Source organism: Psychrobacter sp. HII-4, assembly GCF_904846595.1.
Lineage (GTDB): Bacteria > Pseudomonadota > Gammaproteobacteria > Pseudomonadales > Moraxellaceae > Psychrobacter > Psychrobacter celer.
Window position 1 is genome coordinate 119,446 of sequence record NZ_CAJHBJ010000001.1, and the last position, 17,163, is coordinate 136,608.

Here is a 17,163-nt window from a genome sequence, read left to right on the forward strand (position 1 = left end):
GTCAAACAATAACAGCCACCTCAGCCAAAATACGTTGGGCGATGGTCTGCATCGCTTGTCCACCAGTCACATGCGCGGGCACAAAACGCTGACCAAGGCGATGATCGGTGACGGCAGCAAACACCGCTTGGATGTCCTCTGGTGTCACCTCCATATGCCCCGATATATACGCATAAGCCTGCGCTGCTCGCTGTAGCGACAGCACACCACGTGGTGAAAGGCCATGATACTCCGAGCTGGCGCGTGTCTTTGCGACCAGCCGCTGTAGATAGTCCAAGACCACATCAGCCACATACACGTGCTTGACACCCTGCTGCGCCAATAATACCGCCTCGGTATCAAGTACCGCGGGCAGCTCTTTTAGTAGCTCGCGGCGATCTTGACCTTGCAAAAGCTCACGCTCAGCGGCAGGCGATGGATAGCCAAGCGAGATACACAGCAAAAACCTGTCGAGCTGCGACTCAGGCAGTGGATAGACGCCTGCTTGCTGTAATGGGTTTTGGGTGGCAATGACAAAAAACGGCTGCGGCAGCGCATAGGTTTGCCCATCTTGCGTCACTTGCCGCTCCTCCATGGCCTCTAGCAACGCGCTTTGGGTTTTGGGGCTAGAGCGGTTGATCTCATCCGCAAGTAACAACTGCGTAAAGATCGGCCCGGGCCGAAATTCAAAGCGCTGGTTTTTTTGCTCAAAGATACTCATGCCCAAAATATCAGCGGGCAGCATGTCATTGGTAAACTGCACACGATTAAAGCTCAGGCCAAGCAGCTGGGCTAGCCCTTGTGCCAATGTCGTCTTGCCCATACCAGGCAAGTCCTGTAGCAATAAATGACCACCCGCCAGTATGCCACTGAGCGCCAACTTAATCGCCTGCGGCTTATCTAAAACGATGTGGTTTAGTTGCCCAAGCAGCTGAGCTATTTTTTGCTGATTGTGCTGATAGTCAGCGGCACTCAAGGCCGCCGTATCTGCCAGCTGCATGGTTGGCTGAGAGGTGGTGCTAGAAGCGGGGTCGATCGCTGCATGGCTCATAGTCAGTTATTGGCTCATTTTTGATGAATAAACATAATAAGTCTGCGATCAATTGCCATCATCGGTCGCAGGCGGCGGCGCCCTTAGGGTTGACAGATAAGCAATCACATCTGCTCGCTCTTTTGCATCCGGCATCGGGTCTGAGAGCATTTTTGAGTCTGGCATACTCTTTTGCGCATCGGCGATATAAGAGTCTAGTGTCTGTGCATCCCATACCCAGCCTGACGCCTTTAGTCCTTCACTATAAGTATAATCCTCGAGGGCGGCGGCAGGCGCGCCGTAGATATTCATCAGCTGCGGGCCTTTTTTGTTTAGCCCTGCATTTAGCTGGTGGCACTGACCGCAGGCATCTTGATAAATGATCGCACCGTTGTCGGCATCGCCCTCAGTATATAGCGGCAATGTCACGGGATCACGGTGATCAGCAGGCACTTGCTCTCTGCACGCACTGAGCAATAAAACAGCGGCAACAAGGCCGCACAAACGATACTGACGAATCATAAACATGTTTGACAATCTTCAGTTAAAAGGCATAACAGATAAAAACAGGATGAGGCATGGCGTTATGAGACTTTTATGGTCTCGCTGGGCGCTTCTAGATAGTATCCTTGCAAATAGCGTGCGCCCACACTCCACGCCACCGACATCGTTGCGGCATCCTCGATATATGGCATGAGCACGTCAGCATGGACCTCAGAGGTACGCACAATCAAAGACTTAACCGTGTTGAGATTATCTGCAGAATTGATGTCTTGGATATAGCTTCGCGCTAAACGCACCATATCTGGCTGTACAAAGCTGGCGATTTCGATAGACTTAGCAGATGAGCCAAAGTTATTGATACATAACTGACAGCTGACTTGTGTCAATGCCGAAAACTGGGTTTTGGCAACGGTCAGATAGTCCAAGATGTCTTTTTCATTAAACTGCAGTGTCAAGACTCCAGCGGCACCGCCGACCGCCTTGATCAACTGACTGGCCACATTTGGCAGTTTTTTGTCGACCAGCGACGCCCCGGTGAGCTGCACCAACAGTCTGGCCTCAGGATGGGTCTTACGGACTTCGTTTATTTTTTTGCAGGCATTGATTAGTACCCAGCGGTCGATTTTTTCTAATAAATTATGCGTCTTGGCGACAGCCATGAACTGATCAGGGGTGAGTACGGTATTGTCAGCATCTGCCAGCGGTAAGCGCAGATACACCTCAAAAAAGTCGCTACGGTCTTTGCTGATGTCATATATGGGCTGAAATGACAGCTCAAAACGATTGTTGGTAATGGCATCGACCAAAGACTCAGCCAGTGCATGATCATCACTATTGGCATGCTCACTTGGGTCATACAAATGGTACGTCCCGCCATGATTGGAAGTCTCTATCATGATTTGATTGATGGCATCGATAGCACGCTCGAGCAGTACATTAGGCTCTGCAGCATTTTTCTCTATCTTCACGATACCAATACTGACGGTGGTACTGGTGGTACGCTTATCAACTTCGATAAACATCTCACTAATGCGTGTGACAATGTGCTGTGCCAAATCTTTTAGCTCGCTGGCGCTTTTGTCTTCGACAAGCACCGTAAACACCGTATCACTAAAGCGGCTCACATGCCCGTCTTCTATCAGCTCATCTAACATATAGGCGACTTGCTTGACCGTCGCATCGACCCCTTGTAGGCCCAAACTGCTTTTTATTTTACCCACATTATCGAGCTGAATATACAAAAGCCCTGCTGTCAGTAGCCCTTGTCGTGCCTGCTCGTACACCAGCGCCATTTGTTTTTCAAAACCATGGCGGTTGTCGATACCAGTCAGTTTATCTTTACGCTCAGCCTCCGCTAAGCGCTTGGCCACCTCAGCGCTGTTATTGGTGTTTTGCTGAATGATAACTTGGGTGACAGGCTCACCGTCTAGGGTGGCTGAGGCAAGCTGTAGTTTGGCCTCAAAGGTGCTACCATCGGTACGTTTGCTTTCAAACTCAAACTCCACCTCTTGTCGATTGCCTTTCTCAAACTGCCGCAAAAACTGTTTAAAGCCTTTGACACTATCCCCGCCTGAAATCAAATCAACGACTGGCACGCCGATGGCATCGTTCATGGTTTTAAAGCCAAAAAGCTGCAGATAGGGGTCGTTGGCAAATATATGGATGCCTTGATCGATATAGGCGACCGCGCTTTTGGAGTTTTTAATCAATACGTTCGCGCGTTGCTCCGCCTCAGAGATGACATGGCGTAGCGTCTTTAGCTCACGGCGGCTGCGCAAGTTGTCATGTTGCAAGCAAATAGCCATCACCACTGCCATCTCTTGCTCGGCTTTGAGCGCCTTGACCATTGTACCGCTGACAATAGCTGGCAAGCCGTCGTCATTTTGTGCGGTGGCTGCCGCCTCATCATGAAACAGACAAATCATCGGCAAATCAATACTTTGCTCTTGCACGATGCCCACCACTTCGGTGAAGTTCATGTCATAAGCACTGCCAAACACCAATACATCCCATGGCTGACGCAACAGCCTTAGCAGCTCTTCTTTATCGTCCAAAAACCCCAAATTCACACTGTCATAATAAGCGCTCAATAACTGCACAAGCCGCTCAGCATAGAGCTGATCATCATTGATGACTAACAGGTTTAGGATAGACTGAGTGCGCATAAATGGCCTTTTAATCTTATGATCATACGATCGTATTTTATCAGTGATGTTTGATACCTGAGCTTGCTTATTCAGTGCTTGGTCAGCAGATTGGGTATCGCATCAATAGAGTAACAATTTGTGCCATTATAGACAATAACTGTACCCCCTGCAGGCGAGTTTCATTAGCGGGAGTTCGCGCAGTATGTTTTGGCACTTATCCATGATTCAAATGCAAAAACACAGACTTTCTCGTGTCTACTACAGGCCTGATAAAGCTTGCCTCAAATCAAACAATAGTGCTGGTAGTCAAACTATAAGCGTAGCACTTCATATTGGCTAAACTCATCAGTCATTAATAAGCGTCGCCCCAAACGTAACGGCGTCTGCTGCTGATTGATACGCATGATGACCCGATCATCGACCTGAAAATGGGCAGTTGGGACAATGAGGCTTGCCTCGGTTTGGAGCTGCTCGTCTTTCCCCATGATAAAAGCTGGCACAAAGTGCCGGTCACGCGTGTCATCACTATCGACACGTAGACCGCAAGCCGCTGGATTGTGTCCGAGTACCTGCCACTCAATCTCTGGCGTAGCGCCATCGGCATTGACCCAGCGAGTCAGCCCTATCGAGCAATCAAGGGTGGTCGCAGTCTCAGCACGACATAACAAAAAAAGCCTCATGATCTGTAATGGCACCGGCACGGCCACGCGCTCATCACGGGTTTTATGACTGGTGTCATGTTGGATATCTGCATCTATAGGTAGAGGACTCGAATCGAGCTGCCCAGTCCGCGTCGGTGGTTGACGATCTGCTGGCATGCTCGCAGGCTCAGTGCGCAGTCGCAAGATGCGAAACAACGATAAGCTATCATCGCCATCAAATGTCTCAGCGTTCAACCGCGTATGAGTGTTGGTGGGCAACTGATGGGTATCATAATGAGGCCGGTGTGCCTCTGGCAGCTCGTTTGCTACAATCAATTTGGTGAAGCTGCAGCCCTGACTGACTCGGTAATGCATGTCGTTAAATCCGCCAATCACCACAGCGTCTTGCTTTGAGCTATACTTGGTTGGCAACGTCAGCTGAGGTTGCAGATAGCGATACGTGAGCGTCATGATTACTTTATTGAGCAGCGCGCACGCCACCGCTTCTCGGCCTTCTTTTATCAATGCCTGCCTGCGTGCCTGCAGATAGGTAATCATCGGTGTCAGCTCTATAAATAAGCACTCATACCGATCCTCATAAGGATTGATGCATGAATGAGCCGTCAAGTAAGTGGGCGGCTCACTGTCTTTTAAATTGACAAACACTCGGGTTTCGCTCTCAGGCTCTATGGTGGCGAGCAGATGCTCGGCCCACTCAGGCAACAAGCGCTGCACCAACAAGATATTAGGACGACGCATGGCACGTACGTTCAATAAGCTGTGCAAACATAGCTGACAGTACAGACGGTGAATACTGTCTGCGCGCTGAGTGAGCGTATGGGCGCTCAGACTCATCAACGTTAGGCGCTGCTGATGAGCAAGGTAATACAGCTGATTGATCTTAGACCATAAGTACGATGACGGCTTTTGGTAGCAGAGCGCCGCCTCGCCTAAGAGCTTTTGATACATCAATAGTGACTGATAGATAGCAAGGGCGAGCACGGCTGATGCGCGCTTTTCATGGTTGAAATAATGCTGCCAACCGTTTTTTGTAGCAGATTTATCGGGATGGATGGAGCTTGTCATCTCACGCTGTATGACACCATCATAGATCATGATAACCAAATAATATAACGACCGAACTTGAGCCACGTACGCCATCTGCGCCTCACTAAAGGCAGCCGTCTCATAAATATAGTGTTGGCGCAGCGCCACAATCAATTGCTCGGCGGCCTCGATGACACAAGCGGTGAGCTTAAGGCGCTGCTCCTCCTCCATATCCGCTGCCTGCAAGCCCTTCAAAATCTCTTCTAGCCGCTCAGCTTGCGCCTCATGTGTCTGTGACGGCAGACCGGTCAATAGTGTCTGCAAATAGCGCGCTTCATTATCAACAGAACGCCTTGCTGTCGTTGACTGCAGTTTTGTAGCAGACAAATACTCTTGAAACGTCGATAGGGTGATCATCCAGATTCCTAATAACTTTTAATCCTAATAACTTTTCGTGATATCGAATAGTTTGGCCGCGAAGCCGTTTTGTCAGACAGGCAAGCAAGAAAAGCTGATGCCAGTTGCACGTTAATAACAGCGTATCGATTTTACTTCGCATGGCTATACTTTAATACCATCCTTACCCGCACGCTGGATAAATCCTTTACCAAGCGTCACTATTGATATTGCTTGTTTGGTAGTCAGCAGCTCGCCCACTCTTTATTAGTCATTCTTTGTTTACTAATTTTTAATATAGCATATTTTGCATATCAAACATCATGGTAAATGTTAACCGGCACTTTAAAGGGTTTATTCGGTAATTCTCTGACCAGTTTGGGTACCAGATACCCTGGCAAAGCCGCCAGCAGCGACCAGTATAGCCTCACAGCGCTGTACTCATCACTATCAAAATGAGCCGCGCCTGCCACTTTATCCAAAACGTGTAAATAATACGGCAGCACACCTGCGGCAAACAGGCGCTGACTGAGCTGCGTCTGTATCGCCACGCTATCATTGATGCCTTTTAACAACACCGCTTGGTTGAGTAATGTAATGCCAGCGGCTCTTGCACGCTGTAGATGCTCCGCCGTCAGCGTGTCAATCTCATTGGCATGATTGCAGTGGATAACCATCACAATCTGACAGCGACCTTTGGCCAGCCTATCTAATAGCGGCGCATCCAAACGCGCAGGAATCACAAGTGGTAAGCGCGTATGCAGACGAACGGTGGTCAGCTGCGGGATGGCCTCAAGCGTGTCCAGCCATGCAAACAGTCGCCTGTTGGTCACATTTAGGGGATCACCGCCACTTAAGATAACCTCATTGATTTCAGGGTGCGCTGTGATATAGTCAATGATATGTGCTTTGGCATCGGCGGTGGGCATATTGGCACTATAATCAAAGTGCTGACGAAAGCAGTAGCGGCAATGAATCGCACAAGCCCCCGTGATGGTCAGCAGCACTCTTGATTGGTATTTGTGCAGCAGGCCTTTGATAGGGTTTTGGTCGTTTTCCTCTAGTGGGTCCGCCACGTAGCCTGTGACTTTTATTTGCTCTTGCTGATCGGGCAAAACTTGTTTGAGCAGCGGATCCTCGGGGTCGCCGACTTTCATTTTTGCAACAAAAGCACGCGGCACACGTAGCGCAAAGTGTTTCGGCACATAGACCTCTGTGCGTAGCGTCTCAAGCTTTAGGATGCTAAGCAATTCATCCACGGATGTAATGGCTTCGGATAATTGCGTTTGCCAGTTTTTTTGTGTGATTAAATGGTTTATCATGACAGCCTATTACCTGTGCCCAAAAGCCGCTATTATACGCCCTTAGTGTCTGCCCTATCAAAGTATCCCGCCTAGCCTATTTTGCTAAGTGCGACAGACACAAGTGATGGTATGAGGTTTGGCGCAATAAGCCCTGCAACCACCAGCACATAGCATAGTGATACCCCCTACTTACAAACCCTTAGGAGTCTCTTGTGGCAAGTTTTTCTACCAATGAATTTAAAGCAGGTCTAAAAGTCATGCTAGATGGCAATCCTTGTGCCATTCTTGAAAACGAATTTGTCAAACCGGGTAAAGGTCAAGCCTTTAACCGCGTCAAACTGCGTAACCTTCGTAGTGGCAAAGTACTTGAGCAAACGTTTAAATCAGGCGACAGCTTGGAAGCCGCTGACGTACTAGACACTGAAATGAACTATCTATACAACGACGGTGAGTTTTGGCACTTTATGCATCCAGAAACCTTCGAGCAGCTACAAGCCGACAAAGCGGCCGTTGGTGATGCGCCAAAATGGCTAAAGGACAACAGTAATGAGCTTTGTGTCATTACTTTATTTAATGGCGTACCCTTATCCGTCACGCCACCAAACTTTGTTGAGTTGCAAATCACAGAGACCGATCCTGGCGTACGCGGCGATACCTCAGGCGGCGGCGGCAAACCTGCCACGCTAGAGACTGGCGCGGTTGTACGTGTACCATTATTTGTCCAGCAGGGCGAAGTGGTCCGTGTGGATACCCGTACTGGTGACTACCAGACCCGTGTCAACTAGTCGACGCTTACTATTTACTGATTGTTACTGAGTACAAAAAAAGCTTAACCTTTATCATAAAGGTTAAGCTTTTTTATTGCCCCGCTATTCTTGATTGGATGACTGCTGAATCAGCCAATACTGCACCAGCGCATTGAGCTGCTCTTGTTTAAAGGGTTTGGTGCAATAATCCTGCATCCCAACCTTGAGATATTTTTCACGCTCGCCGTCCATCGCATTGGCCGTCAAAGCGATAATCGGCGGCAAAGACTGCGGATCATAGAGCTCGTGTAGCTTGATGGTGGCCTGTACCCCGTCCAAAATCGGCATATGATGATCCATCAAAATCAAATCATAGCGATCAGGCGATACGGCAAATATCTCAAGCGCTTGCTGTCCATCCGTGACGTGGGTGACGACATGCCCACTGTTGGTCAAGGTTTTTTTGGCAATAATGGCGTTTACCGCATCGTCTTCGACCAGCAAGATATGACCTGCCCGCTCATGACTTGGCTCATCTGTGATGAGCTCATTAGCGTTCTGCCAAGTTTCATATTTGGCAGCATCAATGGTGGGCAGCGGTAGCAGGACACTAAACGTCGTGCCAACGCCCACTTCGCTGTCGACATTGATTTCACCGCCCATCAAGTCTACCAACGACTTACAGACAGATAGCCCAAGCCCTGTACCGCCATAAAGCCGGTGCGTCGACTTATCCGCTTGATCATAGGCATCAAATATCGCCTCTAACGACTCAGGCTTGATGCCCACTCCTGTGTCTGTCACCTCGATACATACGGTCATATAGTCAGCAGACACCGCCGTATCATCGGCAGGGTGATTACTCGAGAGGTTGGCTGGTACGCGGATCGCCTCACCTGAGTGATGATGACTGTCATGAGTGTGGTCGGTATCGTCGACACAGTAGCAGTTGGGCACGTGCTTGACCGCGATACTCACCCGCCCCCCTTCACGGGTAAACTTGATGGCATTATTGACCAGATTGGCGATGATTTGTTTGAGCCGTATCGGATCGCCTTGTACATAAGGCGATAGCGATTCAGTATAGTGATAATCTAATATCAGCCCGCGCTGACGTGCCTTTATCGCAAAGAGGCTCACCACCTCGTTGCATAACGTGGAGAGGTTGAGCGGAATGGAGTCAAGGGTCATTTTGCCAGATTCAACTTTTGATAAGTCCAAAATCCCATTGATAATCGCCATCAAATGCTCATTGGACACCTTGATATTGTCCACGTATTCTTGTTGCTCGTCACTAAGCTCCGTCTCGCTTAGCATCTCCACCATACCGATGATGCCATTCATCGGTGTCCGTATCTCGTGGCTCATATTGGCCAAAAAATCCGACTTCATCTCATTGGCATGCTTGGCATCGCGCTGCTTGTCCTGTAGCTGTAACGCATCTGCTGCGATCAGGGCAAATTGCGCCAGTACTTTCGCTTGCGACTCATCAAAGTCGTCGTGCGGTTTGGTATCCATCAGGCACAAAGAGCCCAAGCGAAAGCTTTTATGATCCTCGTGTAAGATAATAGGCGCCCCTGCATAAAACCGTAAATGCGGTGACTCGGTAATCAAAGGGTTTTGGCTAAAGCGGCTGTCCTTTGATAAGTCCGCCACCACAAAAACGTCATTGGAGAGCACCGTATAATTACAGATTGCCACTTCACGTGAGGTTCGGCATACCTCACCTAAGCCATGGGCAGACTTGAGATATTGCGTCTCCTCGTCCATAAAGGTGATGGTGACAATCGGCATGCCAAAAAAAGACTTGGCAAGCTCTACCAAACGCTTAAATGCAGGCTCATCATTGTCATTGAGCACTTGATACTTTCTTAGCTTGTTGATGCGCGCAGCTTCATCGACTGCGATCGGATAGCTGAGCGTTGGCAAGTTGGTTGTAGACAAGATGGACTCCATTTAATAATCTCAGACGGTTGGCATTACGCGGTCTGCTTTATCAATAATTGTAACGCTTCGCTCACCATGACCATGGCCACCACTGAGGTGACGACGACGGCTGAGCCATAACCACCACAATGCAAGCCTCCTGTTTGACAGCTCTTATCTACTCGTGGCGGCTCTGTAGAGTAGACACATTTGATACCAAACTTGTCTTTTAGCTCGCGGTTGATGCCTTTTTCGTGCCGGAGCTTGTTGCGTAGCTTGGCCAGTAGCGGGTCTTGATAGCTCTCACGCAAGTCACTCACTCGAATTTGGCTTGGGTCTATCTTACCACCAGCGCCCCCAGCACAGACCAGTTTTAATTTGTTAAAACGGCAGTGCAACGCGATGGCCAGTTTGGCATTCATATCGTCCACACAGTCGAGCACCACCATCGGTTTGCCCTGCTGGGCGGCTGTTTTGGCCGTATCGCGACTGGGCAATAACGCTGCGACATTCTCTACTGTCAAAAAATCATCGACCAAGTTTACGGTGATTTTTGGGTTGATCTCCTGCAGGCGTGTGGCCATCGCTGCAATTTTACTTTGACCAAAGGTGCTGTCTAGTGCCGGTAATTGACGGTTGACATTGGAGGCGACCAACACGTCCAAATCTATCAAGGTAATGGTGCCGACCGCGGTTCGAGCCAGCGCCTCTGCCGCCCAAGAGCCGACACCGCCCACCCCGATGACATAGACGTGAGCGGCGGCAAAGGTCTCTACCGCTGCTGCGCCATAAAGCGTCTTGGTGCCCTGAAAGCGGCGCTCATACTGCCCATCTTCGGCTTGCATCGCCAAAGGTGCGTTGCTCATTGTTTTATTTATTTGCTCAAAACTTTTTGTATCACTTATCACAGATTCAACGCTCTTTTAAATTGAAATGACTTGTCTACATGATGCTTGATTTTCTACCCCCATTATACGGGATAAGGCCAACGCGTTTGTAAAGCATTATTGCTGTTTTGCCATAATTGTTTGGCAAGCTCGTCGATGGGTATCTCAAGCAGCTCACTGAGACTCGCCAGCACCCATGGCAAGTTGGCCGGTACGTTCCTATTATGAGCACATCCCGCAGTAGACGGCGCGCCCCACTCATCATCTGGAGACTGGCCTAATGCCGATGCGCTGTCACCTGCCGTCTGACACATGATGGGCGTCATATCAGGGCAATCCGTCTCTAACACCAAGCAGCTGATGCCATGCGCGTTTACCGCCGCATTAATCGCGCGGCGCAATTTTTTGGCATTGGGATTGGTGACTTGCCCCGTCACTCCCAGCTTAAAACCAAGTTTGACAAAAGCCTTGGCTTCTTGCTCGCCGCCGCTAAAACTATGGGCGATACCACCGAGCTGCTGCGCGTCGTAGTCGTGTGCTTTTAAAATAGCCAGTGCCTCTGCATGTGCCTTACGGATATGCAGCATCACAGGCAACTGATGCGCCACTGCCATGTCCAACTGTGCGCAAAAAAACTGCTGCTGCTTGGCAAACACGGCAGGGACTTTCATGGCATCTGTAAACGTATCTAGTCCAATCTCACCAATGGCGATAGGACGCTTTTGCCCCAACATTTGAGCCATATCCGCCAAGTGCTGGTCAGTATGCTGCTCAATATAAAAAGGATGCAAACCTAACGCAATATGCGTGACAGGCATCGGCGGGCAGTCACGATTGTCCCAATCTTTGTCTTGCAATGCATCAGTCGCCGTGAGTGAGTGCTTGGTCTCATACATACGCTCGAAATGACGCGCCAAATACCCCACCAGTACCAAATGATGCACCCCTCGCTCATAGGCTTGTTGCGCAAGGGCTGTGCGGTCATGGTCAAATACAGGCGCATCAAAGTGTGTGTGCGTATCGATGAGCGGGTAGATAGTAGATATCCTCTCATGGTTATAGTTAGGGGTTGATGAGTCGCTAGCGGTCATAATCGTCACTCTACGGCACGTATTGGGTCTCTGGCAGCTGTCTTTACCTTAGTTTTTTGTATCGCCGCTTGACTCGGCCGTGTCATAAGTGGTCTGCGCAGCTCTCATGGCAGCTCGTGGCAGACTGCCGGCTACTACGCCGAGGGATCAGTAACAAAGCCGCCGCGGTTAGCCCCAAGGCCAGCCACTTTTTTGTTGGCTGTTTATGGTCTTTATGCCTGTTGTCTTTATGCTTGGTCATTTTGATGCTCTGACATGATAGCTACTCTTGATACTTGTTTAGTTTTTTTGGCAATTGGTACCAACAATCACTTATTACCCATTATTATATGGCGATATCAAGTGTGCTATGTGTATCTGTGTTATGAATGCGCAAGCTAATGTACGATGTCATGTGCGTGATTACATCATGATCCGGCCTCGTAAGCGCTTTGGCTTTATGCCGGATTGATGATAGTGAATTAAAAAATTGGTGAATTAAAAACCAGCCACCATCAGCCATTAGCGCTTTAACGGATAGGTGGTGATACCGCTACTTGGGCTGTCCACTTTTGTAAAGCCTTGCGGCGCAGCAGTTGGAGTCTGATCGCGCTTGGGTACGAGAGGATTAAGCGGCATCAGCTCATAGTCGGCGCTGACATTGCCATTCCAGCCTTCTGTACCGCTCAAGGGCAACTGTTTGATTGTGCCGTTTTTATCAATGACCAGCTGTAACACGCGCATCTGATTGTATTTACGCTCAGTGACACTCGCGACCGCACCGCCATCACGTAAGATGGTGGGCTGCAAAAATATGATTAGATTGCTTTTTTGGGTGCTGTCGTTGTCTGAGCGAAACAACCGACCAATCACAGGGACATTGCCTAACCCTGGGACTTTTTGTTGGCGGGTGGTGGTATTGTCACGCATCAGGCCACCTAAGGCGATGGTCTGCTGATCGTCTGCCAAAATCGTGGTATTAATCAGGCTTTTATTGGTAATCAGTCCGCTCGCGTTGCCAGTACTGCCAGGCACCACCGATGAAACCTCTTGTGAGACCTCTAAGCGTACCGTGCCATTGTCACCGATATGCGGAATGACATTGAGATTGATACCGATGTCCTGACGATCAATGGTCTGAAAAGGATTGGTCGAGGAGTTACCACTGGTCGTATAAGAACCTGTGACAAAGGGTACGTTTTGCCCGACCAAGATACTGGCTTTTTCGTTGTCCAACGTCAAGATAGAAGGCATCGACAGCAGATTGGCACTGGTCGTCGAGTCAAGCGCTTGTAAGATTGCGCCATAAAACTGAGTGTTGCCTTGGCTGTCTTTGCTGCTATCACCGATACCGACCAACGCGCCTGCTATCGAGCCGGCGGCGGCGCTGATACTCGACCCACCTGCTAAAGCAGCGGCGGCAAGCGAGGTAGCGCTAGCGCCTACGTTATTGAAGTTGACCACACCGTAGCCGCTATTGGCATTGCCCAGCGCCCACTGTACGCCAAGCTGGGTGGCATCATCGCCTGAGACTTCGACGATCGCTGCCTGAATCAACACTTGCGCGCGGCGACTGTCTAGCTGGTTGACGGCATCTTCGATCTCAAACATCAGCTCAGGGGCGGCGTTGACGATAACGGCGTTTTGGGTTTCATCAGCGATGATACTAAAGGGTCGACCATTTGCACTGGCGCTGCCAGCACCAGCGCCTGCAGAAGACAACGCCGATGCAGCCGTACTATTCGTACTGGTATCGCTGGCAGCACTGCTCAGTCCTGCCCCGGCACTACTGGCGTCGTTTAGGGAGGCAGATTCCAAAGTAGAGGTCGCCCCTGCACTATTGATCGACTGATTGGCCAGCAGTCCGCGTAGCATCTCTGCAATATGACTGGCACTGGCATACTTTAGACGAAAGACCCGTAAGCCGCTAAGGCGCCTGCTAGGCGTGGTATCTAGTTGATTTACCATCTCTTGTACTTTGGCGATCATCTCAGGACTACCCTTGACCAATAGCCTATCGCTGGCACTATCAGCAATCACCTTCAGCTGATTACTACCGCCTTGTGCTTGCCCGCTGCCTGCACTAGAGACCAATGCGCTGATCAGCTCCATCATGCGCTCAGAATCGACATGGCGTAACGGTATCACGCGCAAGCTATCATTGACATTGCTGTCCAAATCGCGGATGAGCGCCGTCAGCTGATTGAGGCTATCGGCGCGATCAGACAACACCAGCGCATTGACACCAGGTACCGCAGCAGCATGGGCAGACTGCGGCATCAGGGGCCGAATGACGCCCAATACTTCTGCAGCCTGAGTATTGGTCAGATAAATCACGCGTGTGGCCAAGGACTCACCGACACTATCTCCGCGCAAATCGACGGCGACGCCAGATTGCTTGGCGACATTATCAGGCACCAGCTTGACCGTCGTACCAGAATCAATCGCGGCAATGCCATTGACCTGCATCACACTCAAAAACAGCTGGTAAATCTCATCACGTGATAAGGCTTTGTTTGAAATCACCGTTACATTGCCATTGATACGCGGGTCGAGGACGAAGTTTTGATTGGTGATGGTCGCCACTTCATTGATAAACGCCTTGATATCAGCGTCTTGTAAGTTGACCTTCCAGCTCTCAGCACTCGCAAGCCCTGTACTGGCAGCCCATAGCGGTATCGCCAGACATAAAGGACGACACATACGCATCAGACGCTGCATAATACGCTGCAAAGGCGTGACTGAAAATTTGTGAGAACTGACCATATTGATAATTACCTGTAGTGATATTGCTAAATATGTACTGGCTTTAGGTCAAAACCTACCTAGCCAGCATTTAAAACCACTATGTGAACGTGAAGACTCAAACACAACGATACAACTGAGCGAACGCTTAATCCATCTGGTGATGGGCTTACTATAAATGCGATAAATCCAAAGTCGCAACCTTGCTGCAACCTGTTAAATGGCATCAAAACTGCTGACGAATGGTGATCACTTGCTCGCCGCGCTGCACTTGTATCTGCGCCTCGCCAGTTTGCTGGACTTGCTGCAATATGCCCGCGTCTTGGGCAGGATTATTGCCCACACTTTGCCCATTGACCGTGATGACCTTGTCCCCTGGCTCAAGACCCAAGCGATTACGCAGTTGCGCTGGCATCGCCGCCGTCACTTGATAACTCTCTCCTGACGCCATCACCCCCATTCTACTTAGATAGCTGGCGGGGTTTTCTTGCAGCTCGGTGACCGCCTCAGCGATGGCTGATTGCGGACTACTGTCACGAGCGTCGTTGCCTGTCATGGCCGCCTCATTGTCGATATCAGCTGGCGGCGGCGCGGTGGGCAACATCGTATGATCTGGCAAACGCTGGTTGCTCACCGCACCTGCTATGTTATCGCTTTGATCCAGCGGCATCGCCTCAACCATTCTAATCACAGTTTGCTTGTCAAAGGCATCAGCGATGACGACAGCATTCCAATCGACGGCCACCAATGCATAGTCGCTACCTGTCAGCGTATCACCGATACGATAGTTTTTTACCTCACCATTGACATCGAGTAATGCCGACGACTGGCTCTCTGGTATAGCGAGCAGCACCCCTTTTAACTCGACGTTTGGTGGCGGCTGCACAGGCGCTGCACTCGGCTCGGGGTCAGAGAAGATCGCAAACAAACCTGCGTTGTCATTGCCTGAAGCCGTGCTGCTTTGTAATGGCGCTAAGGGCAAGGCTGGTGCGAGCGGTGCCGCCAGCAAGAGCCAAAATAGCCGCGCCGCTGTCCAGCACAGCCATACCATGGTCAAAAACAGCAACCAACCCGAAAAACGATTTAGGATATTGAGTACAGGCTTGAGATTTGCGCTCATATTCAGCATTTACTGCGCCCCCAAACCAGCCAATAAAGGCTGACGCACACTGACGACTGGCGTATCTTGCGGCGCTTGTCCTTTATAGTCGGGCATGTTTTCTAGCAGACGTTGGGTCAAACTGACATCTAGCATATTATCGCCATCGATATATAAGTCACCCAAGCGCTTATCTTGTTGGTTTAGTAGATTGATATGCAAAAGGTCTTTGTTGTTTTTTTGCTCAGCGCTCAGCTCAGCACGCAGCGCAGACATGGTGATATAAAATACCTTACCGCCACTTGGATAGCCAACCTCGCCGCCCACCCACGTAAGCTGACCATCTGCTTGGCTAAAGCCTGCCGCCTTGGCGCTGGTCGCTGATTCATCGGCGGCGGTACCGCTAGCTGTCTGGCGTTTGAGCGAGACATTATTGACCTGAATTGGTGTATTGGGCAGTTGCCAATCGATGATACTGGCAAGGGTGGACGGGGCAATTTTGCCACTCATATTATCTACCTGCCACGAGTGCCAGCCTATTTTTACTTGCCCATGCAGGCGGGTTTGCTCTGATTGGATCTCAACCTTGGCACCGAGCTTACCGAGCAGCAACTGCCAAGGCTGCCATGACCAGTCGGCTGTCCCCGTAAGCGAGCTTGCTGCCACAGGCATCTGCCAAATAGCAGACCCTTGCCAGAGATTGCCCGATACGTGCTGCACATAAGGCGTATCTGGCGCATACTTGTTGAGCACCCATGCGGCAGGCATCTGCAGTACCGCAAATAGCGCAAAGAGCACCAGCCCAACGAGCCACCACAGCTTACGGGGACGCTTACGAGACGACGCAGATACTTGGGGCACAGTGTGATAACTCTTATATAAGACAAAAACGTCATTATCATAACAAACAATGGCATACAGATGACAGAAAAAAAGCCAGTATCTTTTTACCAAAAGACTGGCAAAAAAGATACTGGCTTTTATCTGATGCTTGGCTCAGCAACCAGACGCTGGCTGTGCTAATTAAACAGCAAAGTCTTCAAGTTTGCGACCTGCGGCCAACGCCTCTACCAACCAGGTAGGCTTGCGGCCACGGCCCGTCCACGTCTCTTCGCTGTTGTCAGTATTGCGGTATTTAATACTGCGTTTTTTCTCCAGCGTCTCACCGGCTTTTAAAATCTCTTCGATGGTGGTATTGCTGTCTTCTGCAATTTTTTCGAACTGCATATAAGCGTCATATAAACGTTGATGCTGTTTTTTAGCGATAAGTTGCTGAGCGTTTTCGGTAATGGCACGTAGCTCATCAACGCCTAAACTATCCAAATCAATAGCACTGTTTTTAGTCATAATAAATCCAACTCTATAATAAAATAACAATCTTAATGATCTAATGAACCATTAAGGACGTAACTGCCTCAGTATCTGAGTTATCACTTAATCATATGATAACAGCGTTAAGATTATAAACCCATTAAATATCATCTGGTTTAAAATAGCTCAATATCGCCATACTCAAACCAAAAAAAAGGTTTTGGGTCATAAAATTTATTAGCAAAAGTAATATAAACAAAAATATCGCTTATCACAACAGTAGTTTTTTATACATTTTTGTATAGACTCAGCAGACAGTAAACTTAAGTAA

General features: G+C 49.5%; 13 protein-coding genes. 1 reads left to right on the forward strand and 12 read right to left on the reverse strand.

The genetic code is table 11. From position 1 onward, the window contains the following. Nucleotide 1: 1 nt before the first annotated feature. The 5 genes from JMX98_RS00520 to epmB form a co-directional block, all read right to left on the reverse strand. Nucleotides 2-979 carry an AAA family ATPase gene (locus tag JMX98_RS00520; protein WP_227679948.1) on the reverse strand — a complete coding sequence of 326 codons (978 nt, stop codon included), beginning with the start codon at nt 977-979 and terminating at the stop codon, nt 2-4. 99 nt (nt 980-1,078) lie between these two features. Further along, nucleotides 1,079-1,537 (reverse strand): c-type cytochrome, encoded by a 459-nt coding sequence (locus JMX98_RS00525; protein WP_201583600.1) that lies wholly within the window; start codon nt 1,535-1,537, stop codon nt 1,079-1,081. 56 nt (nt 1,538-1,593) lie between these two features. Beyond that, a complete protein-coding gene (locus JMX98_RS00530) occupies nt 1,594-3,678 on the reverse strand; it encodes an EAL domain-containing protein (protein WP_201583603.1) in 2,085 nt (694 codons plus the stop codon). A 293-nt stretch (nt 3,679-3,971) separates the two neighbouring features. After that, on the reverse strand, nt 3,972-5,765 hold the full coding sequence (locus tag JMX98_RS00535) for a hypothetical protein (protein ID WP_201583606.1): 1,794 nt from the start codon (nt 5,763-5,765) through the stop codon (nt 3,972-3,974). Nucleotides 5,766-6,058: 293 nt separating this feature from the next. Beyond that, nucleotides 6,059-7,066, reverse strand: coding sequence for an EF-P beta-lysylation protein EpmB (gene epmB / locus JMX98_RS00540; protein WP_201583615.1), 1,008 nt, complete (start codon nt 7,064-7,066; stop codon nt 6,059-6,061). Between the two features lie 194 nt (nt 7,067-7,260). Between epmB and efp the strand changes: the two genes are divergently transcribed. Beyond that, complete coding sequence (gene efp, locus JMX98_RS00545) at nt 7,261-7,833, forward strand: elongation factor P (protein ID WP_192996005.1); 573 nt, start codon at nt 7,261-7,263, stop codon at nt 7,831-7,833. Between the two features lie 84 nt (nt 7,834-7,917). On the opposite strand, the gene JMX98_RS00550 is transcribed toward efp, so the two are convergent. The 7 genes from JMX98_RS00550 to JMX98_RS00580 form a co-directional block, all read right to left on the reverse strand. Then, nucleotides 7,918-9,738 carry a GAF domain-containing hybrid sensor histidine kinase/response regulator gene (locus tag JMX98_RS00550; protein WP_227679902.1) on the reverse strand — a complete coding sequence of 607 codons (1,821 nt, stop codon included), beginning with the start codon at nt 9,736-9,738 and terminating at the stop codon, nt 7,918-7,920. Nucleotides 9,739-9,773: 35 nt separating this feature from the next. Further along, entirely contained in the window at nt 9,774-10,586 is an 813-nt protein-coding gene (locus tag JMX98_RS00555; RefSeq protein ID WP_227679904.1) for a ThiF family adenylyltransferase, read from the reverse strand. A gap of 104 nt (nt 10,587-10,690) precedes the next feature. Then, a complete protein-coding gene (locus JMX98_RS00560) occupies nt 10,691-11,698 on the reverse strand; it encodes a TatD family hydrolase (protein ID WP_201583621.1) in 1,008 nt (335 codons plus the stop codon). Nucleotides 11,699-12,199: 501 nt separating this feature from the next. After that, nucleotides 12,200-14,443 carry a type II secretion system secretin GspD gene (gene gspD / locus JMX98_RS00565; RefSeq protein WP_201583629.1) on the reverse strand — a complete coding sequence of 748 codons (2,244 nt, stop codon included), beginning with the start codon at nt 14,441-14,443 and terminating at the stop codon, nt 12,200-12,202. 205 nt (nt 14,444-14,648) lie between these two features. Beyond that, nucleotides 14,649-15,542: a type II secretion system protein N gene (locus tag JMX98_RS00570; protein WP_227679906.1), complete on the reverse strand. Its 894-nt coding sequence runs from the start codon at nt 15,540-15,542 to the stop codon at nt 14,649-14,651. 9 nt (nt 15,543-15,551) lie between these two features. Next, a complete protein-coding gene (gene gspN, locus JMX98_RS00575) occupies nt 15,552-16,382 on the reverse strand; it encodes a type II secretion system protein N (protein WP_201583639.1) in 831 nt (276 codons plus the stop codon). Between the two features lie 162 nt (nt 16,383-16,544). Beyond that, nucleotides 16,545-16,868 carry an H-NS family nucleoid-associated regulatory protein gene (locus JMX98_RS00580; protein ID WP_105244013.1) on the reverse strand — a complete coding sequence of 108 codons (324 nt, stop codon included), beginning with the start codon at nt 16,866-16,868 and terminating at the stop codon, nt 16,545-16,547. Between the last annotated feature and the right edge of the window lie 295 nt (nt 16,869-17,163).

Excerpts from the sequence above, each read along its gene's own strand:
- JMX98_RS00520 (WP_227679948.1), bottom strand. The coding sequence starts at position 979 with ATGCAGCTGGCAGATACGGCGGCCTTGAGTGCCGCTGACTATCAGCAC.
- JMX98_RS00570 (WP_227679906.1), bottom strand. The coding sequence starts at position 15,542 with ATGAGCGCAAATCTCAAGCCTGTACTCAATATCCTAAATCGTTTTTCG.
- JMX98_RS00580 (WP_105244013.1), bottom strand. The coding sequence starts at position 16,868 with ATGACTAAAAACAGTGCTATTGATTTGGATAGTTTAGGCGTTGATGAG.
- JMX98_RS00530 (WP_201583603.1), bottom strand. The coding sequence starts at position 3,678 with ATGCGCACTCAGTCTATCCTAAACCTGTTAGTCATCAATGATGATCAG.
- JMX98_RS00525 (WP_201583600.1), bottom strand. The coding sequence starts at position 1,537 with ATGTTTATGATTCGTCAGTATCGTTTGTGCGGCCTTGTTGCCGCTGTT.
- gspD (WP_201583629.1), bottom strand. The coding sequence starts at position 14,443 with ATGGTCAGTTCTCACAAATTTTCAGTCACGCCTTTGCAGCGTATTATG.
- JMX98_RS00560 (WP_201583621.1), bottom strand. The coding sequence starts at position 11,698 with ATGACCGCTAGCGACTCATCAACCCCTAACTATAACCATGAGAGGATA.
- epmB (WP_201583615.1), bottom strand. The coding sequence starts at position 7,066 with ATGATAAACCATTTAATCACACAAAAAAACTGGCAAACGCAATTATCC.
- JMX98_RS00555 (WP_227679904.1), bottom strand. The coding sequence starts at position 10,586 with ATGAGCAACGCACCTTTGGCGATGCAAGCCGAAGATGGGCAGTATGAG.
- JMX98_RS00535 (WP_201583606.1), bottom strand. The coding sequence starts at position 5,765 with ATGATCACCCTATCGACGTTTCAAGAGTATTTGTCTGCTACAAAACTG.